This is a genomic window from Afipia sp. GW821-FHT14H12, assembly GCF_058803465.1.
Genome location: NZ_JBXAOZ010000002.1, coordinates 193190 through 218645 on the forward strand (window position 1 = coordinate 193190; position 25456 = coordinate 218645).

At 61.8% G+C, this 25456-nt stretch carries 25 protein-coding genes and 2 tRNA genes; 10 read left to right on the forward strand and 17 right to left on the reverse strand.

Translation table 11 applies throughout. From position 1 onward, the window contains the following. The first annotated feature begins 4 nt into the window (after positions 1-4). Both AC1RNA_RS12495 and AC1RNA_RS12500 read left to right on the forward strand, forming a co-directional pair. Positions 5-268, forward strand: a complete 264-nt coding sequence (locus AC1RNA_RS12495; protein WP_492951319.1) for a hypothetical protein — start codon at positions 5-7, stop codon at positions 266-268. Positions 269-460: 192 nt separating this feature from the next. Beyond that, on the forward strand, positions 461-850 hold the full coding sequence (locus tag AC1RNA_RS12500; protein WP_009339404.1) for a hypothetical protein: 390 nt from the start codon (positions 461-463) through the stop codon (positions 848-850). A gap of 222 nt (positions 851-1072) precedes the next feature. On the opposite strand, the gene AC1RNA_RS12505 is transcribed toward AC1RNA_RS12500, so the two are convergent. The 3 genes from AC1RNA_RS12505 to AC1RNA_RS12515 form a co-directional block, all read right to left on the reverse strand. Further along, positions 1073-1149, reverse strand: a tRNA-Pro gene (locus tag AC1RNA_RS12505). A gap of 55 nt (positions 1150-1204) precedes the next feature. Continuing rightward, complete coding sequence (locus AC1RNA_RS12510) at positions 1205-1687, reverse strand: DUF192 domain-containing protein (protein WP_492951320.1); 483 nt, start codon at positions 1685-1687, stop codon at positions 1205-1207. Between the two features lie 129 nt (positions 1688-1816). Further along, the gene (locus AC1RNA_RS12515; RefSeq protein ID WP_040298275.1) at positions 1817-2482 is read right to left on the reverse strand and encodes a cold-shock protein; all 666 of its coding nucleotides are present in this window, start codon (positions 2480-2482) and stop codon (positions 1817-1819) included. A gap of 311 nt (positions 2483-2793) precedes the next feature. On the opposite strand from AC1RNA_RS12515, the gene AC1RNA_RS12520 reads away from it, so the two are divergent. Together AC1RNA_RS12520 and AC1RNA_RS12525 are read left to right on the forward strand one after the other, a co-directional pair. Then, entirely contained in the window at positions 2794-3057 is a 264-nt protein-coding gene (locus tag AC1RNA_RS12520; RefSeq protein ID WP_492951321.1) for a hypothetical protein, read from the forward strand. Positions 3058-3295: 238 nt separating this feature from the next. Next, complete coding sequence (locus tag AC1RNA_RS12525; protein ID WP_048756150.1) at positions 3296-3745, forward strand: VOC family protein; 450 nt, start codon at positions 3296-3298, stop codon at positions 3743-3745. Positions 3746-3936: 191 nt separating this feature from the next. Here AC1RNA_RS12525 and AC1RNA_RS12530 read toward each other — a convergent pair whose 3' ends face one another. The 5 genes from AC1RNA_RS12530 to epmA form a co-directional block, all read right to left on the reverse strand. Next, the gene (locus tag AC1RNA_RS12530; protein ID WP_492951322.1) at positions 3937-4272 is read right to left on the reverse strand and encodes a hypothetical protein; all 336 of its coding nucleotides are present in this window, start codon (positions 4270-4272) and stop codon (positions 3937-3939) included. A gap of 68 nt (positions 4273-4340) precedes the next feature. Continuing rightward, a tRNA-Glu gene (locus AC1RNA_RS12535) sits at positions 4341-4415 on the reverse strand. Positions 4416-4620: 205 nt separating this feature from the next. Continuing rightward, positions 4621-4902, reverse strand: a complete 282-nt coding sequence (locus AC1RNA_RS12540; protein ID WP_048756152.1) for a hypothetical protein — start codon at positions 4900-4902, stop codon at positions 4621-4623. 34 nt (positions 4903-4936) lie between these two features. Further along, positions 4937-6010, reverse strand: a complete 1074-nt coding sequence (locus AC1RNA_RS12545; RefSeq protein WP_492951323.1) for a lysine-2,3-aminomutase-like protein — start codon at positions 6008-6010, stop codon at positions 4937-4939. Continuing rightward, a complete protein-coding gene (epmA, locus tag AC1RNA_RS12550; RefSeq protein WP_492951324.1) occupies positions 5995-7032 on the reverse strand; it encodes an EF-P lysine aminoacylase EpmA in 1038 nt (345 codons plus the stop codon). The genes AC1RNA_RS12545 and epmA overlap by 16 nt, the downstream gene beginning before the upstream one ends. 141 nt (positions 7033-7173) lie before the next feature. Here epmA and efp point away from each other — a divergent pair, with 141 nt between their 5' ends. Together efp and AC1RNA_RS12560 are read left to right on the forward strand one after the other, a co-directional pair. Then, entirely contained in the window at positions 7174-7740 is a 567-nt protein-coding gene (efp, locus tag AC1RNA_RS12555) for an elongation factor P (protein ID WP_009339395.1), read from the forward strand. Positions 7741-7820: 80 nt separating this feature from the next. Then, entirely contained in the window at positions 7821-9044 is a 1224-nt protein-coding gene (locus AC1RNA_RS12560; RefSeq protein ID WP_492951325.1) for a lytic murein transglycosylase, read from the forward strand. Positions 9045-9049: 5 nt separating this feature from the next. Here AC1RNA_RS12560 and recJ read toward each other — a convergent pair whose 3' ends face one another. The 6 genes from recJ to AC1RNA_RS12590 form a co-directional block, all read right to left on the reverse strand. Then, positions 9050-10891: a single-stranded-DNA-specific exonuclease RecJ gene (gene recJ, locus AC1RNA_RS12565; RefSeq protein ID WP_492951326.1), complete on the reverse strand. Its 1842-nt coding sequence runs from the start codon at positions 10889-10891 to the stop codon at positions 9050-9052. 61 nt (positions 10892-10952) lie between these two features. After that, on the reverse strand, positions 10953-11663 hold the full coding sequence (locus tag AC1RNA_RS12570; protein WP_492951327.1) for a haloacid dehalogenase type II: 711 nt from the start codon (positions 11661-11663) through the stop codon (positions 10953-10955). A gap of 19 nt (positions 11664-11682) precedes the next feature. Beyond that, positions 11683-12678, reverse strand: coding sequence for a class II fructose-bisphosphatase (gene glpX, locus AC1RNA_RS12575; RefSeq protein WP_009339391.1), 996 nt, complete (start codon positions 12676-12678; stop codon positions 11683-11685). A gap of 50 nt (positions 12679-12728) precedes the next feature. After that, positions 12729-14051 carry a homoserine dehydrogenase gene (locus AC1RNA_RS12580; protein WP_492951328.1) on the reverse strand — a complete coding sequence of 441 codons (1323 nt, stop codon included), beginning with the start codon at positions 14049-14051 and terminating at the stop codon, positions 12729-12731. A gap of 24 nt (positions 14052-14075) precedes the next feature. Then, a complete protein-coding gene (locus AC1RNA_RS12585; protein ID WP_009339389.1) occupies positions 14076-15293 on the reverse strand; it encodes an LL-diaminopimelate aminotransferase in 1218 nt (405 codons plus the stop codon). Between the two features lie 113 nt (positions 15294-15406). Further along, entirely contained in the window at positions 15407-15772 is a 366-nt protein-coding gene (locus tag AC1RNA_RS12590) for a hypothetical protein (protein WP_492951329.1), read from the reverse strand. Positions 15773-15950: 178 nt separating this feature from the next. Between AC1RNA_RS12590 and AC1RNA_RS12595 the strand changes: the two genes are divergently transcribed. Both AC1RNA_RS12595 and AC1RNA_RS12600 read left to right on the forward strand, forming a co-directional pair. Beyond that, complete coding sequence (locus AC1RNA_RS12595) at positions 15951-17750, forward strand: PHA/PHB synthase family protein (protein ID WP_492951330.1); 1800 nt, start codon at positions 15951-15953, stop codon at positions 17748-17750. Positions 17751-17892: 142 nt separating this feature from the next. Further along, complete coding sequence (locus tag AC1RNA_RS12600; RefSeq protein ID WP_009339385.1) at positions 17893-18291, forward strand: MAPEG family protein; 399 nt, start codon at positions 17893-17895, stop codon at positions 18289-18291. A 37-nt stretch (positions 18292-18328) separates the two neighbouring features. Here AC1RNA_RS12600 and argC read toward each other — a convergent pair whose 3' ends face one another. Then, positions 18329-19387, reverse strand: coding sequence for an N-acetyl-gamma-glutamyl-phosphate reductase (argC, locus tag AC1RNA_RS12605; RefSeq protein WP_009339383.1), 1059 nt, complete (start codon positions 19385-19387; stop codon positions 18329-18331). Positions 19388-19622: 235 nt separating this feature from the next. Then, on the reverse strand, positions 19623-20159 hold the full coding sequence (locus tag AC1RNA_RS12610) for a DedA family protein (RefSeq protein ID WP_492951331.1): 537 nt from the start codon (positions 20157-20159) through the stop codon (positions 19623-19625). A 180-nt stretch (positions 20160-20339) separates the two neighbouring features. Here AC1RNA_RS12610 and parE point away from each other — a divergent pair, with 180 nt between their 5' ends. Continuing rightward, the gene (parE, locus tag AC1RNA_RS12615; RefSeq protein WP_492951332.1) at positions 20340-22409 is read left to right on the forward strand and encodes a DNA topoisomerase IV subunit B; all 2070 of its coding nucleotides are present in this window, start codon (positions 20340-20342) and stop codon (positions 22407-22409) included. Here parE and AC1RNA_RS12620 read toward each other — a convergent pair. Beyond that, complete coding sequence (locus tag AC1RNA_RS12620) at positions 22406-23650, reverse strand: FAD-dependent oxidoreductase (RefSeq protein ID WP_492951333.1); 1245 nt, start codon at positions 23648-23650, stop codon at positions 22406-22408. The genes parE and AC1RNA_RS12620 overlap by 4 nt on opposite strands. A 288-nt stretch (positions 23651-23938) precedes the next feature. Here AC1RNA_RS12620 and AC1RNA_RS12625 point away from each other — a divergent pair, with 288 nt between their 5' ends. Beyond that, positions 23939-25357 (forward strand): DEAD/DEAH box helicase, encoded by a 1419-nt coding sequence (locus tag AC1RNA_RS12625; RefSeq protein WP_009339375.1) that lies wholly within the window; start codon positions 23939-23941, stop codon positions 25355-25357. The last annotated feature ends 99 nt before the right edge of the window (positions 25358-25456 follow it).

Consider the following 25456-nt stretch of genomic DNA (forward strand, 5'->3'; position numbering starts at 1 on the left):
TCGAATGGTTGTCGAACAGAACGATGAGTTTGGTGCCGACATGCACCATCGTCATCTTCTCGTTCGCGACCGCCGAGAGATCGACTTTCGTTTTTTGATCGAAGCCAAGATCGATGGTGATCGCCTGTTCGCTCCCAGGCTTCACGACCGTTACAACTTTGAGAGGAGCAGGGTTCTGAACAGGAGTGGTGTCAGCCTGAGCAATCCAGACGCGCTCGTTCATAAAATCCTCCCGGAAGCCGATCCTTGCGGCCCCTCAAAAAATTAAGAAATCATTAAGCTGAATAATCCCTTTCTAACGATCCGACGTCAAGAAAACGCAAGCGCTTTTGCCTCAAATTGTCTGGTTTGGGTTAAGCCCGCCACACACAACCCAAGGGCGATTGCCCGTTAAGGTTCGTTAACTCCGGCTTGTTGTCCGCGAGGACTTCCGCTAGAAATCCCAGCGGGGGATTTCATTATGATGATTCAACGCACTCTCATTGCCTCGTCCGCCTTATTTGCTCTTGCCTTTTCAATCGCTTGCACCACGGCGACGCCAGCCAAAGCAAACTGCGCGGATTTCGTCCTGAGCTGTGACAACGGTCGCGACTACCCGTTCTGCCCGCGCGCGGTCAGCCCCGAGGGCGATGTCGTCACCGGCACGCTGAGCCTTGCGCCGCATAGCGCCGTGCGGATGCGGCTGATCCCGATGGGTGTCGGCTACCGCTATGCCGGCCGTGGCATCTGGTTCGATGGCATGCAGGACCAAGCCCTGCTCTTCCTGCACAAGAACGCCTCGGTCTCCTGCACCGTGTCGCGCCAGACGCTGGACCCCGCTGCGCCGGCGGTGCTCTACACCAAGGGCTGATCTTGGGGCTGATCTTGGGGCCGATCCCGGCTTCGGATCGCGAGCCGGATTTTCGGCGCGACAAGCCCAAGCCGCGGCCATCGCCAGCGGCTTTCTCCGTGCTTTCCATTTTCAGGGCGGCAGCCTATAGGCGCCGTTATGGCGCTGCCGGGCTCGCAGCTAAACGCCAAATAATCTGATTTTTCAACCAGATGTCTGGAAATTCTTGGATTTAAGATGAGTTGGTCGGGGCAGCAGGATTCGAACCTGCGACCTGCGGTACCCAAAACCGCCGCGCTACCAGGCTACGCTATACCCCGGGACGCCAGTGGTTACACTGTTCGCATCACCCCAGCAAGGTATCGGATAGGGCCTTTAATTCCGGTCGAACAACGGTCCCGCAACCCGGTCGCCGGCTGCGATCCCGTCCTTCCGTGCGGTTCCAGCCACCACCTCCAGCACCGCCTTGACCGGGCCGCCCGATGAGATGATCCGCTCCGACAGCGGCTTGGTGTTTTCCGCGATCCGCAGAATTCGGCCATCGGCTCGGATAAAAATCATGTCGAGCGAGACATAGGTATTTTTCATCCACATCGACACTTCTTGCTGCGGCGAGAAGTCGAACAGCATGCCCTGCCCGTCAGGCAACTCCTTGCGGTACATCAGGCCCCGCTCGCGCTCCTCGGTCGTCCTGGCGATCTCGACGTTGAAAACCTTGACGCCGGACTTGGTGACAATCTCCAGCGTCTGCATATCCGCAGCCTGCGTGGGGTTTGCAGCGAGGCCGCAGCCAAGGCTGAGCGCCAGTAATGCCACGGCTGCCCGCCCTGCTCTCAATCCCGGAATTCCAAACATCATCGGCCGCCTTGGTTTTGATCTCGCGGCCCCATAGCAAATCGCCCGGCAGGCGTCAGCTTTCGCCTCATCACGTTGACGTGGATGATGCGCAAGCGCCCGCTGGCCAAACCAGCAAACGGCAGATCAGAATTAGTGGGACGACAGTCCACCCGCCCCGACCTCGGGCTGGATCTCGGCGGCCATCATGCCCTTGGAACCGGGCCCATAACGCACCAGCACGAACTGGCCAGGCCGCAATTCGGTCATGCCGTAGCGGCGCAGCGTTTCCATATGAACGAAGATGTCCGGCGTGCCCTCGCCGCACGACACGAAGCCGAACCCGCGCAGGCGGTTGAACCATTTCACCTGTGCGCGCTCGAGCCCGCTTGTTGGCGTCACGCTGACATGGGTGCGCGGCGGCAGCATCTGCGCCGGGTGAATGGCGGTCGATTCATCCATCGAGAGGATGCGAAAAGCCTGATAGCCCTTCTGCCGTTGCACGCATTCACACACCAGCCGCGCGCCCTCATAGGCTGTCTGGAAGCCGTCGCGCCGCAGCACCGTCACATGTAGGAGAATATCCGGCCAGCCATTGTCGGGAACGATAAAGCCGTAGCCTTTCGAGGCGTCGAACCATTTGATGACGCCGCTGAGCTCGACCAGATTGGCAGCTGCGCCATCGTCCAGTCCTGCGAACGGGTCAGTGTTGTTTCGGCCTTGCGGTGCGGTAAATTCCTGCGAGCCGAGCCGAGATGCTGAACCACCTCCGAGCTGTTGCTCGGCAAGCCGTTTGGACTCGAAATTGTCCGTCCCCATGACTCCGGGCCCCACGCTGCCAGGCCTGCGCTGCGAGCCCGGCTGGATTGCGCTCATCGATGATCTTTCAACGATGCTGCGACGCGATTCGCGTAAGGAAACGATAACATTCCGCGTTAGGCGGAAAAGCCCAAAATCGAATCCGGCAAGAGCTATGAACAGCTTGCCGCTACGAATCCATCCCGGGTTCTCGATGAACCGTCAATCAAGAACGCCATCGCCGGATTAGCCCCGCATTCCCGTCCGGCTGTTCTCCACCCATGGCGGGAACCGGAAAACCGTGCCGTGCGTTGATGCGAACGGAGGTATCCATGCCTTATGCGCTCTTTACGAACGGTGAGCAGATCAGCAAGGCCTATCGCTCACGCGAAGAAGTTTGGAAGAAAGCCGAGGAAGCGGGTCTCGTCGTCGATCTTCCCACTGACGAGGAGAAGAAGGCACCGAAGCAGGTGCTCGACGAGGGCTATCACATCCAGTCGTGCCAGCCTGATGAAACCGACGAGCAACTCTCCACGACCGCTACAGATGTGAATTTCGAGCCAGCCCGGCAACGACGTTCATCGTCCGCGCGATAGATGCCCCGGCGGCACAGATTACAATTTTATCATTTCAGATGAAACGGGCGGAACAAATCCGCGAGACGCGCGTTGACAATATGAAGCTCTCCCCCAGGCTTCATTCCCAAAAAGCCCCGCCCAGTCCCCGCTGGCGGGGCTTTTCCATGCGCGTTGTCCACCGCGTTCACCCCTTCAATTGAAGACGGCGAGGCTATAAATCATCTGCTTCCCTTCCTCGCAAACCGGAAGTTTCAAGATGCGCTACCTCCACACCATGCTTCGCGTCCGCAACCTCGATGCCGCCCTCAAGTTTTACTGCGACGCGTTGGGGCTGAAGGAATCCCACCGGATGGCGAACGAAAAGGGCCGCTTCACGCTGGTCTTTCTTGCCGCGCCGGAAGACGAAGAACTCGTGAAGCAATCGCCGGGACGCGGCGCACCGCTTGTCGAACTGACCTGGAATTGGGATGAGGAGGCTTATGGTGAGGACCGCTTCTTCGGCCACCTCGCCTACGAGGTCGACGACATCTACGCGACCTGCGAACGTCTTTCCAAACTCGGCATTGTCATCAATCGCCCGCCGCGCGACGGACAGATGGCTTTTATCCGCTCACCCGATCTGCACTCGATCGAACTCCTGCAAAAGGGCAACGCTCTGCCGCCGCAGGAGCCGTGGTTGTCGATGAAAAACACCGGCCACTGGTAGGCATTCGTATCGCAATCGCGGAACATGCATAAAGCCCCCTCGTTTTCCTCGTACCGAACGCTAATCGAGGAGGACCAGATGGGACGCGGGCTATTGCTATGGCTACTGGGAGTGCCGATTCCGGTGATTATTCTTCTATGGCTGTTTTTTGGACACTGACCAAAAGCCTCGCTCGCGCGAGGCTTTTTTCATCACAGCTTGCGGCAATCGGCTGAGCCTTCGAGAAATTTCACAAGTGGGCTGGTTTTCGCATGCATCACGCAAAGCTCAATCTCTTTGCCTGCAGCAACCGGGCCGGTGCAGGTGATGCGCGGCTTGTCGTCATAAGTCGCGGTCTCAAACGCGCATGTTGCTCGGCATGAGGCTTCACTGTTCAGTGGGTTCGTGACGGAGATGCTTGCCGATTTTGCATCGGGTTGGATCACGCAGCGCACCGTCGCGATGTCCGCCGATGACAAGCGTACGCCTGCCAAAAGGCAGGCCGCTGACAGGACCGTAACCAGAGCAACGAGTTTCGGACGCAACATAGGCTCGCTCTATCAAAGCGCGCGGGTCGCCTGCAATCGGCACATCGTCGTGAAAATCCGAGAAAAGGTGGCGCTCCCTAGCGGAATCGAACCGCTCTCTCCACCGTGAAAGGGTGGCGTCCTAACCGATAGACGAAGGGAGCGAATCCGGCTGCCTTCGCGCCAAGCGCGCAAGCTGCGGGTGTTCGCGAGGAAATTCGTACAGGATCAACGGGTTAGGTGGTCGATGCCTGCGGCTTTCCCAAGGCCGGAACAGCGCTCCGGCTCAAGGCTGGGAACGTATAATGGCGTTTCGCCGCAGCGGCAAGCACCCTTCTCCGCCATACCGCCCGGCCGGTGAACGCCGTCTCAACAGCCGCGGCAGATGCTCTTGATCTTGCGGTCGAGCGCCTTTTCTTCGGCCGTCGCCTGATAAGGCTGATCGCCCAAAGACGGGTCGCGGCGGGGCTGCAAATGCCCGACCGGCGCTTGCATGACCGGGCCTGACCCCAAGGTGGAATTGGCGGGAGCGTTTGAGCCGCTCCCTGCTGCGTTACGGCCGCTTTGCGCGAAGGCACCCGATGCAGCCACCAAGGCCACGGTCATCGCAAGCACCGAGAACGATCCTATCGTTTTCACCGATGTCCGCATGACGACTCCTTTTGTCTGATCGGTGCCGGCGATGCTACGCCGGTGGATAAGAGTGCACACCACCACAATAGTCCACAAGCCGCCTTGGTTGCATCCGTTCGCCGTCACGTTGCTGCGACAGATAGGCTGGCCCCACAGGAATCTTGCCGTAACCGCCAGGAATGTCGAGCACATAGTCAGGCTGGCAAAGGCCGGAGACATGTCCGCGCAACTGCCGCATCAGCGCCTCGCCCTCCTCCAGCGTTGTTCGCAGGTGCGACGTGCCGGGCGCGAGATCGCCGTGATGCAGGTAATAGGGCTTGATCCGGCACTCGACGAAGGCACGCATCAGGGCCGTCAGCGTCTCCGCCGTATCGTTGACGCCGCGCAACAAAACCGACTGGCTGACCATCGGAATCCCGCGATCGATCAGCCGCGCGCAAGCCGCGCGGGCCTCGGCCGTCAGTTCGCGCGGATGGTTCGCGTGCAGCGCAACCCACGTCGTCACGTCGGGATGATGCAATGCCTCCGCGACCTCGTCCGTCATGCGCGCGGGATCGGCGACCGGCACGCGGGTGTGGAAGCGGATGATTTTGACGTGCGGGATGGCGGCAAGGTCGTTCACGATCTCCTTCAGCCGCCTCGCCGACAGCATCAGGGGATCGCCGCCGGTCAGGATCACCTCCCAGATTTCCGAGTGCGTGCGAATGTAATCGATGGCCTTGGCGTAAGCATGGTCCGACAGCGCGGAATCCTTGCCCGGCCCCACCATCTCGCGGCGGAAGCAGAACCGGCAATAGACCGCGCAGACATGCACGAGCTTGAGCAGCACGCGGTCCGGGTAACGATGCACGATCCCCTCGACCGGCGAGCGGGCGTTGTCACCGATCGGATCAGGGCGCTCGACGGGCTCGATCTGCAATTCCTGCGTGCTTGGCACGTATTGCCGTGCAATCGGATCGTTTGGGTCGTTGGGGTCGATCAACGCCGCAACGGGGGGTGTAATGGCGATGGCGTAACGCGCCGCCACCGTTTCCAGCGCGGGCAACGCTTCGCGTGAGACCAGTTTTTGGGCGGCAAGTTCGGCTGGCCGCCGCAGCGTGGTGGAAGGTTTCACGATGGAGCCCATATGACCTGATCGAGCCGCGTTGCGCCACTCGCCAGCATCACCAGCCGGTCGAAGCCGAGCGCCACGCCGGAAGCCGGCGGCATTTGTGCCAAGGCGGCAAAGAAGTCCTCATCGAGCGGATAACGCTCATGATAGCGCCGTTCCTTCTCGTCCATGGCAGAGATGAAGCGGCGGCGCTGCTCGGCCGCGTCTGTCAGTTCGCCAAAGCCGTTGGCAAGCTCCACCCCGCAGCCATAAACCTCGAACCGCTCCGCGACGCGAGGATCGCCCGCTTGGACTCGGGCCAATGCGGCCTCCGGCGAGGGATATTCATGCAGGATCGTCAGCACGCCGTCGCCGAGTTTCGGCTCGACATGCGCGGTCAATATTTTGCTGAAGATATCCGACCAGTCGTCATCGCCGCTGACATGGGTTTTGGCCGCTGCCTGTGCCGCCAGCGCATCGCGGTTGCCCTGTGCGCTTTCAATCGTCGCCAGAAGATCGATCCCTGCAAAACGCTCGAACGCCTCCGCCACGGTCAGCCGCTGCGGCGGTTTGAGAGGATCGAGCATTCGACCGCGGAATGAGAACTGCGTTGTGCCTGCTGCCTCGGCCGCCCGCGCGATCACGGCGACGCAATCCGCCATGATGGTCTCGTAGGGCGCATTGGCCCGGTACCATTCCAGCATGGTGAATTCGGTCAGATGCAGGGGGCTGTCCTCGCGGCCGCGAAACACCTTCGCGAACTCAACAATCTTGTCCTCGCCCGCCGCCAGAAGCTTCTTGCAGGCGAATTCCGGCGAGGTGCGCAGATAGCGCGCAATCTGCCCTTCCTCACCCGGCAGATCGGCTCGCAGGGCATGCAGATGGGTCTCATTGCCCGGAGACACCTGCAAAATCCCGGTCTCGACCTCGACAAAGTCCTGCGCGCCGAACCAGTCCCGGACGGCGCGGGTAATGGCCGCGCGCTGGCACAGGAACGGCCGGCGGTCCCGATGGCGGTCCCTGTCCCACCAGGGCGAGGTTTTGGGGGGAACCGGCATCAGCAAAATCGGCTCGTAAAGCTACCCTTGGGGCTGGCGTCAGCGGGACAAATCAGTATGTTGCGGCCCGAAACCGCCCCAAACGCCGTTCGTGCCCCTTCGCGGGTCCGCTGCCGGCCCCTCAGATTAGGAAATTGATCCGTGAGAGTCATCGCAAGTTCGATCCGCAAAGGCAACATCATCGAGCAGGACGGCAAGCTATATGTGGTCCTGAGCGCGGAGAACATCCATCCCGGCAAGGGCACGCCGGTGAGCCAGATCGAAATGCGCCGGATCAGCGACGGCGTGAAGATCTCCGAGCGCTACAAGACCACCGATCAGGTCGAGCGCGCGCATGTCGAGGATCATGACTTCAACTTCCTCTATGCCGACGATGACGGCTTCCATTTCATGAACAACGAGAGCTACGAGCAGCTCATGGTGCCGAAGGATGTCGTCGGCACCTCCGCGCCGTACCTTTCCGAGAACCTGACCGTGAAGCTCGCGATTCACGAAGGCGTCGCGGTGGCGATCACCCTGCCTCAGCGCATCACGCTCGAAGTGGTTGAGACCGAGCCGGTCACCAAGGGACAGACCGCGTCGTCGTCCTACAAGCCAGCCGTGCTGTCGAACGGCGTCCGTTCCGCCGTGCCGCCGCATATCGGTGTCGGCACCCGCATCGTGGTGATGACGGAAGACGGCTCTTACGTGGAACGCGCCAAGGACTAAGGTTCCTTACACATTATCGGCCCCGCGTCTGCGCGGTTTTGGCTTTGGCAGCTCCCGCCTCACGCCGCTAGACTGGGCCGATGATCGAGAATGATTCCCGCATTCCGCGCGCATGGACGCGCCGCGATCTTCTCCTTGGCGCAGGCACGCTTGCGCTCGTGTCCACATCCGCTTTTGCAAACGCGCCGCCGGGCTTCGATGCCTGGCGGGAGTCATTCCGCGCCAAGGCCCTTGCCAAGGGCGTTTCAAACGCCACCTACACGCACGTGATGGGCCGGATCGAGCCCGACATGAGCGTGTTCGCGCAGATGGGCAACCAGCCGGAGTTCAAGGAAGAACTCTGGCAGTACATCAATCGTCGCGTCTCGGACTGGCGCATCCGCGCGGGCAAGGAAGCGTTGCGCCAGCATGGCGCGCTGTTCACGCGCATCGAACGCGATTTCGGCGTCGAGCGCGGCACGCTGCTGGCGCTGTGGGGTGTCGAGAGCGCATTCGGCGATCCATTGGTCCAGAAGAACCACATGCGGCCCGTGTTTCCCTCGCTCGCCGCATTGGCGTGGCGGGCGCCGCGCCGCAAGGCCTATTGGGAAACCGAGCTCATCAACGCGCTGCGCATCGTCGAGCGCGGCTGGAGCACGCCGGAGGAAATGCGCGGCTCATGGGCGGGTGCGATGGGCCACACCCAATGGATGCCGGAAGTCTGGCTCAATGTCGGCTTCGACTATGACGGCGATGGCCGCGTTTCGCCCTTCGGCAAGCCGGACGATGCGCTCGGCTCGACCGCGCGCTATCTCGTCAATCGGGGCAAGTATCACCGCAACGAGCACTGGGGTTACGAGGTCGTCGGCAGCAGCCGCGCAAAGGGAAACCTCAGCTATGCGCAATGGGTGGCGGCAGGCGTAAGGCGCGCGGACGGCAAGCCGTTTCCGCGACCACACGACATGGCGAAGCTGTGGACGCCGGTCGATGGCGGTCCTTCATTTCTGATCGGACCAAACTTCTTCGCAGTCAGAAGCTACAACCCGTCGATGAACTATGCGCTCGCCATCGTCCACCTTGGCGACCGCATTCTCGGCGAGCCGCCGTTCCGGCACCCCTTCCCCGGCTCCGAGCGCGCACTGACGCTCGCCGAAATTCAGGAAGTGCAGACTCGCCTGACCAGAGCCGGGTTCAACACCGGCGGCACTGACGGGCGTGTCGGCAACGACACCATGAAAGCGGTAAAGGACTTTCAGACCAAGGTGGGATTGCCTGCTGACGGCTATGCCGGGCTCACGGTGCTGGCACGATTGCGCAGCATGTAACGTACTTATCGGATGGAAACCGGTTCACGCTCCGGCACGGCGATGTCGGAAATCCGCAACTGCACCCGCTCCGCACCCTGCCAGCGGTCGATACTGAGCGATCCGGCGACATGCACGATCTGGCCGCGATTGTCCGCGAGCGCATTGCCGAGCTTCTGGCCGACCGAGCGAAACGCGATGCCGTTGACCATCGCGCCATCACCCGACTTCAACCGCACGCGCATGTGCGCGCCACCAACCTCATCGGCGTAGACCAACTGGTGCGAAGGCAGCGCGATCATCGGCTCGGGATTGCCAGTGCCGAACGGTCCCGCGCGATTGAGCGTTTCGACAAAATCGGTTGTGACGGCACGCGCGCTCACCGCGCCATCGATGAACAATTCGTCGACATGCCGCGCCTTGGCCACATCCTCGGCGAGCCTCTGCTCAAGATAGGCGCGGAATTCAGCGAGCCGATCCTTCTTCAGTGTCACGCCCGCCGCCATCGCGTGGCCCCCGCCCTTCATCAACAAGCCCTCTGATACAGCCTCCCGCACCGCCTTGCCGAGATCGACGCCCGCAATCGAACGGCCCGAGCCCGTGCCAATGCCGCCCGGCTCCAGCGCCACGGCGAATGCAGGCCGCGAGAATTTCTCTTTCAGGCGCGATGCCACAAGGCCGACCACGCCCGGGTGCCAGCCCTCGGATGCGGTGACGATCACCGATCCCTTGTCTTCCAGCCCGAGCGAGGCCAGAGCCTCCGCTTCGGCCTGCTGCTCAGCGGCCTGTTCGATCAGCCGCCGCTCGACATTCAGCCGATCGAGTTCGGCGGCGATGCGTGCGGCTTCCGACACATCGCCTTCGAGCAACAGCCGGACGCCAAGATCGGCGCGACCGATGCGGCCGCCTGCATTGATACGGGGCCCGAGCATGAAGCCGAGGTGCCACGCTTCCGGCGGGCCGTTGAGGCGCGCGACATCCATCAGCGCGGTGTGGCCGACATGATCGCGGCGGCGCATCGCAATCAGCCCTTTGGCGACGAAGGCGCGATTGAGCCCCAGCAGCGGCGCCACGTCGGCGACCGTGCCGAGCGCCACATGATGCAGCATGTCGAGCAGGTTCGGCTCGGGCCGCTCGGCGGTCCAGAAATTGCGCACGCGCAACTCGCGGTTCACGGCAACCAGCGTCACAAATACGAGGCCGACCGCCGCGAGATGTCCCAGTCCCGACAGATCGTCCGGCCGGTTCGGGTTCACAAGTGCGTTGACGACGGGCAGTTCGTCGCCGCATTGATGATGGTCGATGACCACCACATCCATGCCGAGCTTGCGCGCCTCCGCGAGCGGTTCAAGGCTGGTGGTGCCGCAATCGACCGTCACCAGCAGCTTCGCTCCACGCGACGACAGCGAACGGATCGCCTCGACATTCGGGCCGTAGCCCTCGAAAATCCGATCGGGAATGTGAATCAGCGGATCGAGCCCGCAATGGCGCAGATGCCAGGCCAACAGCGCCGCCGAAGTCGCACCATCCACGTCGTAGTCTCCGAAGATCGCAACCATCTCGCCACGCGTCGCCGCATCTGCGATGCGCTTGGCCGCGGCCTCCATCTGCGTGACCGTCGAGGGATCGGGCAGCAGCTTGCGGATGGTCGGATCCAGAAAATCCTCGACCGCGTCGATGTCGATGCCGCGCCCGGCGATGATCCGCGCCAGCATTTCCGGCAACTGATAGCGCTGCACGATGGCCAGCGCCTGCGCCGCGCCGCGCGCGTCGAGCCGGTCGCGCCACAATTTACCCGTGGCCGAGCGCGCCACGCCGAGGAAGGCATGCGGGGTCTCGACAGGCAATGCTGTGACAGGAGGCGTCATGTTGAGGACCGCAGATAGGGATCGTGCGCGAGCGTTGCAATGATTCGCGAAAAACGCGCCGTCAGCAACCCAGCCGGCCGGCCAGATCCTCGATATCCGCAACCACGAAGTCCCAATCGCTCGTGGCTTCGAAATCCTCTTTCTGGTGCGGTCCGTACTCGGTGACGCGCGGCACGAAGGCGGTTTTCAGTCCGAGGCTGCGCGCAGCGATAAGATCGTAATTATGCGCCGCCACCATCATGACCTGCTCCGGCTTGAGGCCAAGGAGTTTTGCCGCGCCGAGATAGGTTTCCGGGTCCGGCTTGTAACGCTGGAAGATTTCCGCGCATAGGATCAGGTCCCAAGGCAGACCCGCATGCTTGGACAAGTTCGTCATCAGCGCGACATTGCCGTTCGACAGCGGCGAGATAACGAACTTGGTCTTCAGCCGCGTCAGGCCCGGCACGCTGTCCCGCCACGGCTTCAGGCGATGCCAGCCGTGCGTCAGATAATGGAAATCGTCCTTGGTCAGTCCTGTGATGCCGAGCCGCGCCGCAAGCGGTTCGACCGACTGACGCTGCAATTCATCAAGCGTGAGAAAGCCGCGCTCGGGATGGCGACGCACTTCGTCCATAGAGGGGCGATAAGCACTGCGCCATGCATCGACCAGCGCGACCCAATCGGCCGTGAGGCCCCTCGCCTCGCCCCATGCGGTGAAATCCGCGATCAGGCTGCCGCGCCAGTCCACAATGGTGCCGAACGTATCGAACAGCAGTGCTTTCACGTCCGACATCGTTGCGGCCTTGCGTTGATCAGTCGAGGTGGAATTTCTCGAGCTGGCGGTGCTCCGCCTTGATGTAGCGAACGGTACCGGTGACGGAACGCATCACGACCGTCTCGGTTTCGATGGTGTGCTTGCGGAACTTAACACCGGACAGCAGCGAGCCGTCTGTCACGCCGGTTGCAGCAAACAGGCAGTCGCCCTTCACCATGTCCTCAATGCCATAGATCATGCCGGGATCCTTGATCCCCATCTTGGCAGCGCGCTCCCGCTTCTCGTCGGTATCGAGGATCAGGCGACACTGCATCTGGCCGCCGATGCAGCGCAACGCTGACGCAGCTAGTACGCCTTCCGGTGCGCCACCGGTGCCGATGTAAATATCGACGCCGGTGTTCTCAGGATCGGCGGTGTGGATCACACCAGCGACGTCGCCGTCGGTGATGAGGCGCACCGCGGCACCGGTCGAACGCACGGCGTTGATGATGTCGGCATGGCGCGGACGGTCGAGGATTAGTGCGGTGATCGCAGAGGGATGCACGTCCTTGGCGCGGGCGAGACGGCGGATGTTCTCGGCCGGCGGCGCGTCGAGGTCGATCACGTTCTTGGCGTAACCGGGCCCCACAGCGATCTTCTGCATATAAACGTCGGGCGCATTGAGAAGCGTGCCGCCTTCGGCCATCGCCATGGTGGCGATCGAACCCGGCATACTCTTGGCGCACAGCGTAGTGCCTTCCAGCGGATCGACCGCGATGTCGACTTCCGGCCCGAACTCGGCGCCGACCTTCTCACCGATGAACAGCATCGGGGCTTCGTCGCGCTCGCCCTCGCCGATCACGACCGTGCCCTTGATTGGAATCTTGTTCAACTCGCGGCGCATCGCATCGACCGCTGCCTGATCGGCGGCCTTCTCGTTGCCATGTCCGCGCAGGCGCGCCGCCGACACCGCGGCACGCTCCGTCACGCGCACAATTTCCAGTGTCAGGATGCGCTCAAGCAAGAGCTGCGGCGGGACGGAAATGGTCGACATCAGTAAAGCTCCTATCGTCTGCCGCTCGTGGCGGCATGTGTCTTATCGTTTTAATTCTTCTCGATCCGAATGACCTGCGGCCGCCCGGTGATGACGCGATCCTGCTGCACGGCCTGCAACGCGCGGCGCACGGCATCCTCCGTAGTCGCGTAGGTAATCAGGATGACCGGTACCGGCGAAGATTTGCCGCTCGCCTTGGCCGCATCGAACGCACCGTCAGGGTGACGCTGCACGATCGACTCGATCGAAATCTTTTGCTCCGCCAGCCGCGTGGCGATGGTCGCCGCCGTGCCGGTGAGATCACGCGCCATCAGACGAATGTAATAGCCACCTTCGTGGCGTTTCATCGGCGCTTTCGTGGTGACCTTGAGTTTGCCAACAGGGCGACCGAACGGCAGCGTACGCACGCCGCGCGCGATGTCCGCGATGTCGGCTACGACGGCAGACGCAGTTGCCGCACCACCTGCGCCGGGGCCGACCAGCGTGATCGGCGGAATGCCATCGCCATCGATGGTCACGGCATTGGTCACGTCCATCACCTGTGCAATCGAGGACGTACGCGGCACCATGGTCGGATGCACACGCTGCTCGATGCCGGTTTCGGTTCTCACCGCAACACCAAGCAGCTTGACGCGATAGCCCAGCTCTTCGGCAGCACGCAGATCTTCCGGCGCGATCGAGGAGATGCCCTCGACGTACACCGCGCTCTGGTTGACCTTGGTGCCGAACGCAAGACTCGCGAGGATCGCCAGTTTCTGCGCGGTGTCGTGACCATCGACGTCGAACGACGGATTGGCTTCCGCATAACCGAGCCGCTGCGCATCCTTCAGGCATTCGGCAAACGACAGCCCTTCCCGCTCCATCCGCGTCAGGATGTAGTTGCAGGTGCCGTTGAGGATGCCATAGACGCGATCAATGCCGGTGCCGGCAAGCCCTTCGCGCAGCGTTTTGATGACGGGAATGGCCGCGCCGACAGCGGCTTCGTAGTTCAGCGCGCCGCCGTGCTTTTCCGCAAGCGCCGCCAGACGCGAGCCATGTTTGGCGATCAGCGCCTTGTTCGCGGTCACAACCGACTTGCCGCTGCGCAATGCCGCCTCGATGGCAGATAGCGCGGGATCGCCCGAACCACCCATCAGTTCGACGAACACATCGATCTTCGGGTCGGTCGCAATCGCAAGCGCATTCCTCGCCCAGGCGATGCCGGTGAGATCGACCTTGCGCTTCTTGGCCTTCGAGCGCGCCGAAACGGCCACCACGCGCACGCCACGTCCGCAGCGCAGCGACAACGCGCGCTTCTGTTGTTCGATCAGACCCACGACCTCGGCACCCACGGTGCCGAGCCCCGCAATCCCCACTCTGAGCGGAGCGACCATCTTCTGTTTGACCTGCCGGATAAGTTAGCGCCGGTTGGCGAGAGGAACCACGTTGTGCAATGTTTCAACGCCCGCTTCAAGGAAGCGGCGGATATTTCGGGCCGCCTGACGGATGCGCTGCTCGTTTTCCACCATCGCGATGCGGACAAAACCTTCACCGTGCTCGCCGAAGCCTGAGCCGGGGGACACCGCCACACCCGATTTCTCGACCATCAACGTAGCGAAATCCATGCTGCTGATGTTGCGGAATTTCTCGGGCAACGGCGCCCAGGCAAACATCGACGCCGCTGGCGGCGGAATATCCCAGCCCGCGCGACCGAATGCTTCCACCATCGCATCGCGGCGCTTGTGATAGGTGTCGCGCATCTCCTGAATGCAGTCCTGCGGACCGTTCAACGCCGCCACGGCCGCGACCTGAACCGGCGTGAAGGCACCATAGTCGAGATAGGACTTCACCCGCGTCAGCGCCGCGATCAGCCGCTCGTTGCCGACCGCAAAGCCCATACGCCAGCCGGCCATGGAATAGGTCTTCGACATAGAGGTAAATTCGACGGCGATGTCGATCGCACCCGGCACCTGCAACACCGACGGTGGCGGCTCGCCGTTGTAATAGAGTTCCGCATAAGCGAGGTCGGACAGGATGAAGACCTCGTGCTTCTTCGCGAACGCGACAAGGTCCTTGTAGAAATCGAGCGAGGCGACATAAGACGTCGGGTTCGACGGATAGCAGACCACCATCGCGATCGGCTTTGGGATCGAATGGATGATCGCGCGCTCCAGATGAGCAAAAAGCTGTGGTGTCGGCTCGGCCGGGACCGAGCGGATCACGCCGCCCGCCATCAGGAAGCCGAACGCATGGATCGGATAGCTCGGGTTCGGCACCAGCACGACGTCGCCCGGCGAGGTGATCGCCTGAGCCATGTTGGCGAAACCCTCCTTGGAGCCCAGCGTCGCGATGATCTGGGTCTCGGGGTTGAGCTTCACGCCGAAGCGGCGCTCGTAATAGCCCGCCTGGGCCCGGCGCAGGCCGGGAATGCCCTTGGACGCCGAATAGCGGTCCGTCCGGGGCTTGCCCAGCGTCTCCTTGAGCTTCTCCAGGACGTGCGGCGGGGCGGACAAATCCGGGTTCCCCATGCCCAAATCGATAATATCGGCGCCTGCGTTGCGCGCGGCAGCCTTGGCCCGATTCACCTGCTCGAAAACGTAGGGTGGCAAACGGCGAATACGGTAGAATTCTTCCATGGATTCAAGGCTCCGAGCCCGGTTAAGGGCCCTCAGACGGCAAATCACTGAGGACGCGATGGCTTCTTCTAACACGAACCTCGGTTCGCGCCACCCGCCAGAAGCGCGGGAATTCAGTCTGCGCGGGGATTTGAAGTCTTTGAGGCTTTTGCCTTCACGCCCTCCTGCCGGTCCCTCGCCGCCGTGAGTTCGCGCGTGAGCTGGGCGCGCTGCTCGGGAGTCAGGGGGGTGTCCGTGCGCGGCGGCAGCGTGTCATTGACCGGGAGGTAATCGGGCGCGACAGCGGGCCGCTCGGGCGTATTGGCCGGGAGACCAACCACGGGCATATCGGCGACGTGGGACGCGCAGCCGCCCAGCATCTGGCCAAGCGCCAGCATCGCCGCCCCCATCCAGACCCGCTTTCCATAGTGACGCAGCACGCACATCAACCTGGCCCCACTCCATTCCGCGCCAATTCCATTCCAACGCGGTCCGCGCACCGATATTCCGGAAAAGCGTTAAATTTCCGGCTGTGCGCTTTGACGCGGCGCATTGCAGGCCGAATATGTCCGAACCAAGACATCTGCTGCAACGCATATAGCTATTGGAAAGGAAGCTCGTTTAACTGAGAGACAGGCAAAATAATCCTTCGTCACGACACGCGGATATATCGTCTTCATGAGCGCGCTCCCGACCGACACTCCGACGACCAAGCCTTTCGATGCCGATGCGTTCGCGTTCAATCTGGCCCGCGCCATGGAAAGCGGGGGCAAGGCGCTTTCCGCGTTCCTGCAGCCGCGTGAGACCGGCGACATCAACAACCGTGCCCCCGGTGAAATGGGCGAAGTCATCAAGACTTTCGCCGAGGTCGCCGAATACTGGCTCGCGGATGCAGATCGCGCCAGCGACGTGCAGATGCGGCTTGGCAAAGCCTATCTCGAATTGTGGGGCCAGTTCTCGCGCAAGCTCGCCGGGGCCGAGGAAGAGCCCACCATCGCCCCCGCACCGAAGGACAAGCGCTTCGCCGATCCGGAGTGGAAATCCAACCACTTCTTCGATTTCATTATGCAGCTCTATCTGCTCACGACGAAATGGGCGCATGAGCTGGTGGAAAATGCGGAAGGCCTCGATCCACATACCCGCAAGAAAGCCGAATTCTACGTTCAGGTGCTCACCAACGCCTTTGCGCCGTCGAACTTCGTGCTGACCAATCCCGAAGTGCTGCGGGAAACCATCGCGAGCAGCGGCGACAACCTGTTCCGTGGCATGCAGATGCTGGCCGAGGACATTCAGGCTGGCGGCGGGACGCTGAAGATCCGGCAGTCTGGCGGGACATTCGAGATCGGCAAGGATCTCGCTCTGACGCCGGGTAAAGTGATCTACCAGAACGAGATCATGCAGCTCATACAGTACGAGCCGACGACGGAGCATGTGTTGCGCACGCCGCTCCTGATCGTGCCGCCCTGGATCAACAAGTACTACATTCTCGATCTCACGCCGAAGAAGTCTTTCATCAAATGGCTCGTCGATCAGGGCCTGACGGTGTTCGTGATCTCGTGGGTCAACCCGGACAGGTCCCTCGGCGGCAAGACCTTCGACGACTACATGCGCGAAGGCCCGCTCGCAGCGATGGACGCGATCGAGAAGGCGACCGGCGAGATGAAAGTCCACACCATGGGCTATTGCATCGGTGGCACCCTGCTCGCCACCACGCTCGCATGGCTGGCCGACAAGCGCCGCGTGCGCACCACCTCCGCCACCTTCATGGCGGCGCAGGTCGACTTCACCCATGCCGGCGACCTGATGGTTTATATTGACGAAAGCCAGCTTTCCGCGCTCGAACGCGACATGCAGCAGACCGGCGTCCTGCACGGCACGCGCATGGCCATGGCTTTCAACATGCTGCGCTCGAACGATCTGATCTGGCCCTACGTCATCAGCAACTATCTCAAGGGCAAGGAGCCTTCGAGTTTTGATCTCTTGTTCTGGAATGCCGATGCGACGCGGATGCCGGGCGCCAACCATTCCTTTTACTTGCGCAACTGTTATCTCGAGAACCGGCTGTCGGCCGGCACAATGGTGCTCGACAACACGCGGCTCGATCTGTCGAAGATCAAGACGCCGATCTACAACCTAGCGACCAAGGACGATCATATCGCGCCCGCGCAATCGGTGCTGTACGGTTCGCAATTCTTCGGCGGACCGGTTCGCTTCGTCCTCAGCGGTTCGGGCCATATCGCCGGCGTGATCAATCCGCCCGCCTCCGGCAAATATCAGTACTGGACCGGCGGCAATGCGGCCGCCGAAACGGTTCAAGAGTGGATGAACGGCGCAACCGAGCATCAGGGCTCGTGGTGGCCGGACTGGCGGGCATGGGTCGAAGGCCTCGATTCCGAGACCGTTCCCGCCCGTACCGCCGGCGCATCCATGACGATCCTGGAAGAAGCGCCGGGCAGCTACGTCCGGATGCGCGCCTGAACGACCGCCTGCCTCCCGATGCCGGATATCCCTTCAGAACCTGTCGTTCTGTTGGCCCCGTTCCGCAGTTCAGCTAGAACAAGGCATCGGCGCCGGGGTATGACCGGCGAGATTCGCAGGGCTGCGAAGAAAGGAACAGGCGATGACGCGAGAATTGTTCTGGCTGACATTGACCGTGATTTTGACCGGCGTGCTGTGGGTCCCCTACATCCTCAACCGCTGCGCAGTGCGCGGCATAGGCGGTGCCATGGCCAATCCGGCGCGCGGCGACAAGCCACATGCCGAATGGGCGAACCGGATGATGTTCGCGCACGACAACGCGGTCGAGAATCTCGCGATTTTCGCGCCGCTGGTGCTGATCCTCAATGCGATCGATTATTCGAGCAAATGGACGGTGCTTGCCTGCGCGGTCTACTTCTGGTCGCGGCTTGCTCACGTCATCATCTACGCACTCGGCGTACCGGTGTTGCGGACGCTGGCCTTCGTCGTCGGCTTTCTTGCGCAGGCTGTTCTTGCGCTCGCGATTTTCCGCGTCTTTTGAGAACAAAAAAAGAGCCGCTCGCGCGGCTCTTTTCACATCACGACGACAACGCCGGCTGATCGATGCCGAGCGTCTCGGCAAAGCCGAGCATGACATTCATGTTCTGCACCGCCTGCCCCGACGCGCCCTTGGTCAGGTTGTCGAGCGTCGAGACGATGATCGCCCGCCCCGGCTTGCGATCCTCGGCAACGCCGATGAAGGTCATGTTCGAGCCGCGCACATGGCGCGAGTCCGGCGTCTTGCCGAATGGCAGCACGTAAACGAACGGATCCTTCTCGTACTGCTTGCTCAGGATGTCATGCAGTTCGTGGGCGGTCTTTCCGCGCCGGCCGCGCACATAGATCGTCGAGTAGATGCCGCGGTTCATCGGCGTGAGGTGCGGCGTGAAGGTCGCCACGACATCCTTGCCCGCCGCCTTGGAGAACTCCTGATCGAGTTCGGACATGTGCCGATGGTGCCCCACGCCATAGGCATGGAAGCCCTCGGAGACTTCCGAAAACAGCGTGTCTTCCTTCGCCGAACGGCCAGCGCCCGTCGTGCCAGACTTCGCGTCGATCACGATCTCGTCGCTCTCGATCGCCTTGGCTTTCAGCAGAGGAATGAGTGGCAGTTGCGCGCAGGTCGTGTAGCAGCCGGGATTGGCGACGAGCCGCGCCTTCTTCACGTCGCGGCGATAGATTTCGGTAAGGCCATACACGGCCTCCTTCTGCAACTCGAGTGCATGATGCTCGTGCCCGTACCACTTCGCGTAGACGGCGGGATCGCCCAGCCGGAAGTCGGCCGACAGGTCGACCACCTTCGTCTCCGGCGCTTTCGCCAAGAGGTCCTTCAGCACTTTTTGCGTCGTGGCATGCGGAAGTGCGCAGAACACCAGATCGAGCTTGGCGGCTGCCCAGTCGACGCTCTCGATGGAGACAAGCTGCGGCAGATCGTAAGGTGCGAACTGCGGAAACACATCGCCCAGCTTGTGCCCGGCGCGGCGGTCGGCCGTCAGAAGAACGATCTCGACGCGTGGATGCCGCAGCAACAGGCGCACAAGTTCTGCCCCGGTGTAACCGGAGGCGCCTAGAATGCCGATCTTCTTCTTTTCAGCCATGACAATGGTCCTTATCCGACAGAACGCGGGACAGGTGATGCGGCGATTTGTTGAAAGAGACAAGGCGCCGCGGACCTATCCTGCGGCATTGGATCGAGCAAACGCGACCAGCCGCTAAATTGCAAAGCGGCGGCGACGGAGGGTTCTGTTTGCGGGTTCGATCATGGGGCCGCATATAAAACCCCCTTGGCGCAGGGTCAAGCAGCACTCCGCCCCTCGACCCTGCAGACTGCTCTTAGACCATCGCCCAGAACCAGGCCGCCAGCTTCGAGAGGGCGTCGCCGAACAGCAGTAGCGTTGCCGACCAGACGAAGGCGGATGAGAAATTCGCGGCCTGGAAGTGCCAATACGGCATCTCGAAAACCCCGGCGGCCAGCGGCACCGCAGCGCGCAGCGGCCCGAAGAACCGCCCGATGAAAATGCCCGGCACACCCCACTTGCTGACGAACCGCTCCGCGCGCGGTAGCATTTCGGGGTAGCGCGATAGTGGCCACATATGCGTGACCTGGTTCTTGAAGGTAAAGCCGAGCCAATAGGACAACCAATCGCCGAGCGCGGCACCAAGCGACGCCGCCACCCAGACCGGCCAGAACTTGACGTCGCTCGCGCCGACCAACGCGCCGATGCCGATCAGCGCGCTCCATGCGGGGATCACGAGCGAGACGAAAGCCAGCGATTCACCGAACGCGAGAGCGCCGACAACGGGTGCGGCCCACACCTGATGTTCCCGGACGAACTCAACCACGCCGCGAACCATCTCTTCCAGTGCCATTCACGTCCCTCATTCTTGAGAACCGGCACTCGAAAAGCCGGCCCGGCACTGGAAGCATCCTGCTCCCCAGGCAATGCGACCCTGCCTAGATGAGGGTTGCCCGCCACATTGTCACGTCGTTCATGTCATAGTGATCATCAACGATTCGTGCCCTTTATCAGACTGTTAGAACTGAAGTCCATGGCGAAACCTCTGAAAGCAAACGCAAAATCCACCTCATCCGCGAAAGCGGCGAACGACCTGTTTGCTTCTGGGGACCGCAAGCCGCGCGGCTCGGCCGCACCCTCCGCCAAGCCCTCGAGCGCGGAGGCTGGCTACACCGCCGCCGACATCGAGGTTCTGGAGGGGCTGGAACCGGTGCGCCGCCGTCCGGGCATGTATATCGGCGGAACCGACGAAAAGGCGCTGCACCACCTGTTCGCCGAAGTCATCGACAATTCGATGGACGAGGCGCTGGCCGGTCATGCGAGCTTCATCGAGGTCGAGCTTGGCGCGGACGGATATCTGACCGTGATCGATAACGGCCGTGGCATTCCGGTCGACCCGCACCCGAAATTCAAGAACAAGTCGGCGCTGGAAATCATCATGTGCACGTTGCACGCCGGCGGCAAATTCGACTCCAAGGTCTACGAGACCTCGGGCGGCCTGCATGGCGTCGGCGTCTCGGTGGTGAACGCGCTCTCCTCGCAGCTCGTCGTCGAGGTCGCCCGCAACCAGAAGCTCTACCGGATGACGTTCGAGCGCGGCAAGCCGAAGGGCAAGCTGGAAGAACTGGGCAAGGTCCACAACCGCCGCGGCACCTCGATCCGCTTCAAGCCGGATACGGAAATTTTCGGGGGCAAGGCCGTCTTCAAACCGCAGCGCCTGTTCAAGATGGCGCGCTCCAAAGCCTATCTGTTCGGCGGCGTCGAAATCCGCTGGAAATGCGCGCCCGAACTGCTCAAGGGCATCGAGGACGTGCCCGCCGAGGATACGTTCCACTTCCCCGGCGGCCTGAAAGATTATCTTGCCGCGGCCATCCATTCCGACACGCTGGTGCACCCGGACATCTTCTCCGGCAAATCGGGGCGCAACGGCGCACACGGCGCCTGCGAATGGGCGGTGGCATGGACCGCCGATGCCGACGGCTTCATGTCATCCTACACCAACACAGTACCAACGCCTGACGGCGGCACGCATGAAACCGGTATGCGCAGCGCGCTTCTGCGCGGCATTCGGGATCACGCCGAGCGTACCGGCCAGGGCAAGAAGGCGTCTTCCATCACCTCCGAAGACGTGATGGTGGGCGCGGCCGTGATGCTTTCGGTGTTCGTGCGCGAGCCGGAATTCCAGGGACAGACCAAGGACCGCCTCGCGACCGCCGAGGCGCAGCGCATCGTCGAACAGGCGGTGAAGGACCCGTTCGACCATTGGCTGTCCGGCAACCCGACTCAGGCCAACAAGCTTCTCGATTTCATCATCGAGCGCGCCGACGAACGGCTGCGCCGCCGTGCCGAGAAGGAAATCTCGCGCAAGACCGCGGTGAAAAAGTTGCGCCTGCCCGGCAAACTCGCCGACTGCACCAACACCGCGACCGAAGGCTCCGAACTGTTCATCGTCGAAGGCGATTCCGCAGGCGGCAGCGCCAAGCAGGCGCGCGACCGCAAGACCCAGGCCATTCTTCCGCTGCGCGGCAAGATCCTCAACGTCGCCTCCGCCACGCGTGACAAGATGGTGGCCAACGCACAATTGTCCGATCTCATTCAGGCAATCGGCTGCGGCACCGGCATCAACTACCGTGAAGACGATCTGCGCTATTCACGCATCATCATCATGACCGACGCCGACGTGGACGGCGCGCACATCGCCTCCCTGCTCATCACCTTCTTCTACCGGCAGATGCCGAAGCTGATCGATGGAGGCCATCTCTACCTCGCGGTGCCGCCACTCTACCGGATGACCCATGGCAGCAAGACGCTCTACGCGCGCGACGAGGCGCATCGCGATGAGCTTTTGAAAAAGGAATTCCACGCCAACGCCAAGGTCGAAATCGGCCGCTTCAAAGGCCTCGGCGAGATGATGCCCAATCAGCTCAAGGAAACCACGATGGACCCACGCAAGCGCACGCTGCTGCGGGTCGTGCTGGCGACGGAAGACCGCGACAGCACCGCAACGTCGGTTGAACGGCTGATGGGCAGCAAGGCCGAGGCGCGCTTTGAGTTCATCACGGAAAAAGCCGAATTCGCGCCGGAAGAATTGCTCGACGTCTAACCTGCTCGTTTCGCCTCGGGCGTATGGACATGCTCGGGGCGAACGCCGATTCCGATCATGCGCGCGGTCAGGCCTTGCAGCCAGGGTGAACTGCTGACTATGCGCATCACCAGCGGCGGCGAGAACTGCTTGTCGGTGATCGCGCGGTTGATCAGCCGGTTCTGCACGAACACCTGAATCGCCTGCGTCGCGCGCACCGGAAACGCGCGCCGCGCCTGCACGCGGTTGAGATCATCCAGCAACGGAACGCCATTTCCGAATTTGTCGAACAACAAGTTCGCTGCCGCAACCGCATCCTGGATCGCGAGATTGACGCCGACGCCGCCGACCGGCGACATCGCATGCGCCGCGTCTCCGATGCACAGAAAGCCGGGTTTCGCCCATTGCGTGAGACGGTCAATCTGAACCGACAACAGCTTCACATCGTCCCAGGTCCTTACATCCCCTATGTGGTCGCGCGTGATCGGCGCCAGCTTGGCGATGTTGGAGCGGAATTTATCGAGTCCACCTTCTTTGACTTTTTCGTATCCATTTTTGGCGATGACGTAAGCGCACTGCCAGTAGTCGGTGCGATCAAGCATCACCATCATTTGCCCGGACTGGATTCGCGCAAATACACCATCGGTCGACCCTTCCGGCTTGCCGACCTTGAACCACAGCACATCCATCGGCGCGCCGATATCTTCCACGACCATCCCGGCCTGTTCGCGCATCAATGAATGACGGCCATCGCAGGCCACCGTGAGATCGGCAGTGATCTGGATCGGCCCCTGTTCGGTTTTCGCGATGACGCCGATGACGCGCTCGCCGTCCTTCATCAACTCGACAGCTTCTGTCTTCTTGCGAACCTGCAATTCGGGAAAAAGCCTGCCCTGTGAATCGATGAAGTTCAGAAAATCCCATTGCGGCATGAACGCAATGAACGGACATGGCGTCTTCAAATGCGACAGATCGGCCAGCCGGATCGACGTCGTGCCGAACTGTCCTTCCAGCTTGCTGATCTCATCATGCGGCACTTTGAGAAAGTCGGCGAGCAGGCCCAGCTCCTGCATCACCTGCATGGTCGAGGGATGCACCGTGTCGCCGCGGAAATCGCGAAAGAAATCGGCATGCTTTTCCAGCACTACGGTTTTGATGCCCGCGCGACCCAGCAGATAGCCGAGCATCATTCCGGCGGGACCTCCGCCTACGACGCAACATTGGACGCGGATGGTTTCGACGGATCGGGATACCTCATCCATGCCTTCTCCTCCTGTTCCGGAACCCGGCTCAACAAGGCCATCGGCGGCCGCCGAGAATGTCATGAAATGGATAAATATTAAGGGTTTCAGGTGGTTTCCCGCCAAAAACATTGACTTTGGGCGATTCCGTCCTATGTTCCGGGCACGCGGCCAGAGTCGAAACGCGACTGCCTGATAAGCCGCTTGTCCGCGATTTAGTCATCCCCGTGCATGAACTGCATGCCGTTCCGGGGTTGAGCGCGGCAGTATTTCCGAGAAGTCCGAACGGCGATCTCGTGTAGAGGCTCAATGTCCTTTTCCAATCTCGGCTTGTCCGACAAGGTTCTCGCTGCAGTCGCAGCCACCGGTTACACCACCCCCACGCCCATTCAAGAACAAGCAATTCCCCATGTGCTCGACCGGCGAGACGTGCTTGGCATTGCCCAGACCGGCACCGGCAAGACGGCGGCGTTCGTGCTGCCCATGCTCACGCTGCTGGAAAAGGGCCGCGCACGGGCGCGGATGCCCCGTACCCTCATTCTCGAGCCGACGCGCGAACTCGCAGCGCAGGTGAAGGAGAATTTCGACCGTTACGGCGTCGGCCAGAAACTCAATGTTGCCCTCCTGATCGGCGGCGTCTCGTTCGGCGACCAGGACGCCAAGCTTGGGCGTGGCGTCGATGTGCTGATCGCTACTCCGGGCCGCCTGCTTGACCATACCGAGCGCGGCAAGCTCCTGATGACTGGCGTCGAACTCCTGGTGATCGACGAAGCCGACCGCATGCTGGACATGGGCTTCATCCCCGACATCGAACGCATCTGCAAGCTGGTGCCGTTCACGCGCCAGACGCTGTTTTTCACAGCGACCATGCCGGCGGAAATCCGCCGCATCACCGAAACCTTCCTGCACAATCCGGTGAAGGTCGAAGTTTCCAAGCCAGCGTCGACCGCAGTTACCGTCACGCAGTTCCAGATCAGCACCGGCAAGGAGTCGCACGAAAAGCGCGAACTGCTGCGCCAACTCCTGCGCGACGCCAAGGATCTGAAGAACGCCATCATTTTCTGCAACCGCAAGCGCGAAGTCGCGATCCTGCACAAGTCGCTGCAAAAGCACGGTTTCGGCGCAGCCGCCTTGCACGGTGACATGGACCAGAGCGCGCGCATGGCCGCGCTCGAACAATTCCGCAAGGGCGAGTTGCCGTTGCTGGTCGCCTCCGACGTCGCGGCCCGCGGTCTCGATATTCCTGAGGTCAGCCACGTCTTCAATTTCGACGTCCCGCATCACCCGGACGATTACGTTCACCGCATCGGCCGTACCGGCCGCGCCGGCCGTCTCGGTACCGCAATCTCGATCGTCTCGCCTCTGGACCAGAAATCAATCCTCGCGATCGAAAAGCTGATCGGGCAGTCTATCCCGCACGCGGAAGGCCACGCGCGGACCGCAGCCGCCTCCGTTGAAGCCGATGCAGTTATCGCAGAGAATGGCCCGGCACCCCGCAAATCGCGGCGCGGCGGCCAACGCTCGAAGCATCGCGATCGGGAAAAGACCTCGGCCAAGCCTGCCGCCAAGCCGGCTCCGTCACCGAAATCATCGGCCAGAACGCCTGCGGCTCCGCCGCCGTCGCTCGGCCGCCTTCCGATGGCTGCTGCAACGCAAGATCACGTAGAGCCCGGCGATCATTCACATTTACCGGCGTTTCTGCTGCGCCCTGTCCGCGCCCGTGGGTAAGGTACGTATATGACCGGAGGCGTTTACCCCTCCTTCACGAACGTAACCTATCGTGCGGCCATATTTTAGAATTTTGCTGGCTGCAGAAGGCTGCCTGGG

Coding starts and splice junctions, on each gene's coding strand:
- AC1RNA_RS12495 (WP_492951319.1), top strand. CDS start 5: ATGGTTGTCGAACAGAACGATGAGTTTGGTGCCGACATGCACCATCGT.
- AC1RNA_RS12500 (WP_009339404.1), top strand. CDS start 461: ATGATGATTCAACGCACTCTCATTGCCTCGTCCGCCTTATTTGCTCTT.
- AC1RNA_RS12510 (WP_492951320.1), bottom strand. CDS start 1,687: ATGATGTTTGGAATTCCGGGATTGAGAGCAGGGCGGGCAGCCGTGGCA.
- AC1RNA_RS12515 (WP_040298275.1), bottom strand. CDS start 2,482: ATGGGGACGGACAATTTCGAGTCCAAACGGCTTGCCGAGCAACAGCTC.
- AC1RNA_RS12520 (WP_492951321.1), top strand. CDS start 2,794: ATGCCTTATGCGCTCTTTACGAACGGTGAGCAGATCAGCAAGGCCTAT.
- AC1RNA_RS12525 (WP_048756150.1), top strand. CDS start 3,296: ATGCGCTACCTCCACACCATGCTTCGCGTCCGCAACCTCGATGCCGCC.
- AC1RNA_RS12530 (WP_492951322.1), bottom strand. CDS start 4,272: ATGTTGCGTCCGAAACTCGTTGCTCTGGTTACGGTCCTGTCAGCGGCC.
- AC1RNA_RS12540 (WP_048756152.1), bottom strand. CDS start 4,902: ATGCGGACATCGGTGAAAACGATAGGATCGTTCTCGGTGCTTGCGATG.
- AC1RNA_RS12545 (WP_492951323.1), bottom strand. CDS start 6,010: ATGGGCTCCATCGTGAAACCTTCCACCACGCTGCGGCGGCCAGCCGAA.
- epmA (WP_492951324.1), bottom strand. CDS start 7,032: ATGCCGGTTCCCCCCAAAACCTCGCCCTGGTGGGACAGGGACCGCCAT.
- AC1RNA_RS12560 (WP_492951325.1), top strand. CDS start 7,821: ATGATCGAGAATGATTCCCGCATTCCGCGCGCATGGACGCGCCGCGAT.
- recJ (WP_492951326.1), bottom strand. CDS start 10,891: ATGACGCCTCCTGTCACAGCATTGCCTGTCGAGACCCCGCATGCCTTC.
- AC1RNA_RS12570 (WP_492951327.1), bottom strand. CDS start 11,663: ATGTCGGACGTGAAAGCACTGCTGTTCGATACGTTCGGCACCATTGTG.
- glpX (WP_009339391.1), bottom strand. CDS start 12,678: ATGTCGACCATTTCCGTCCCGCCGCAGCTCTTGCTTGAGCGCATCCTG.
- AC1RNA_RS12580 (WP_492951328.1), bottom strand. CDS start 14,051: ATGGTCGCTCCGCTCAGAGTGGGGATTGCGGGGCTCGGCACCGTGGGT.
- AC1RNA_RS12585 (WP_009339389.1), bottom strand. CDS start 15,293: ATGGAAGAATTCTACCGTATTCGCCGTTTGCCACCCTACGTTTTCGAG.
- AC1RNA_RS12595 (WP_492951330.1), top strand. CDS start 15,951: ATGAGCGCGCTCCCGACCGACACTCCGACGACCAAGCCTTTCGATGCC.
- AC1RNA_RS12600 (WP_009339385.1), top strand. CDS start 17,893: ATGACGCGAGAATTGTTCTGGCTGACATTGACCGTGATTTTGACCGGC.
- argC (WP_009339383.1), bottom strand. CDS start 19,387: ATGGCTGAAAAGAAGAAGATCGGCATTCTAGGCGCCTCCGGTTACACC.
- AC1RNA_RS12610 (WP_492951331.1), bottom strand. CDS start 20,159: ATGGCACTGGAAGAGATGGTTCGCGGCGTGGTTGAGTTCGTCCGGGAA.
- parE (WP_492951332.1), top strand. CDS start 20,340: ATGGCGAAACCTCTGAAAGCAAACGCAAAATCCACCTCATCCGCGAAA.
- AC1RNA_RS12620 (WP_492951333.1), bottom strand. CDS start 23,650: ATGGATGAGGTATCCCGATCCGTCGAAACCATCCGCGTCCAATGTTGC.
- AC1RNA_RS12625 (WP_009339375.1), top strand. CDS start 23,939: ATGTCCTTTTCCAATCTCGGCTTGTCCGACAAGGTTCTCGCTGCAGTC.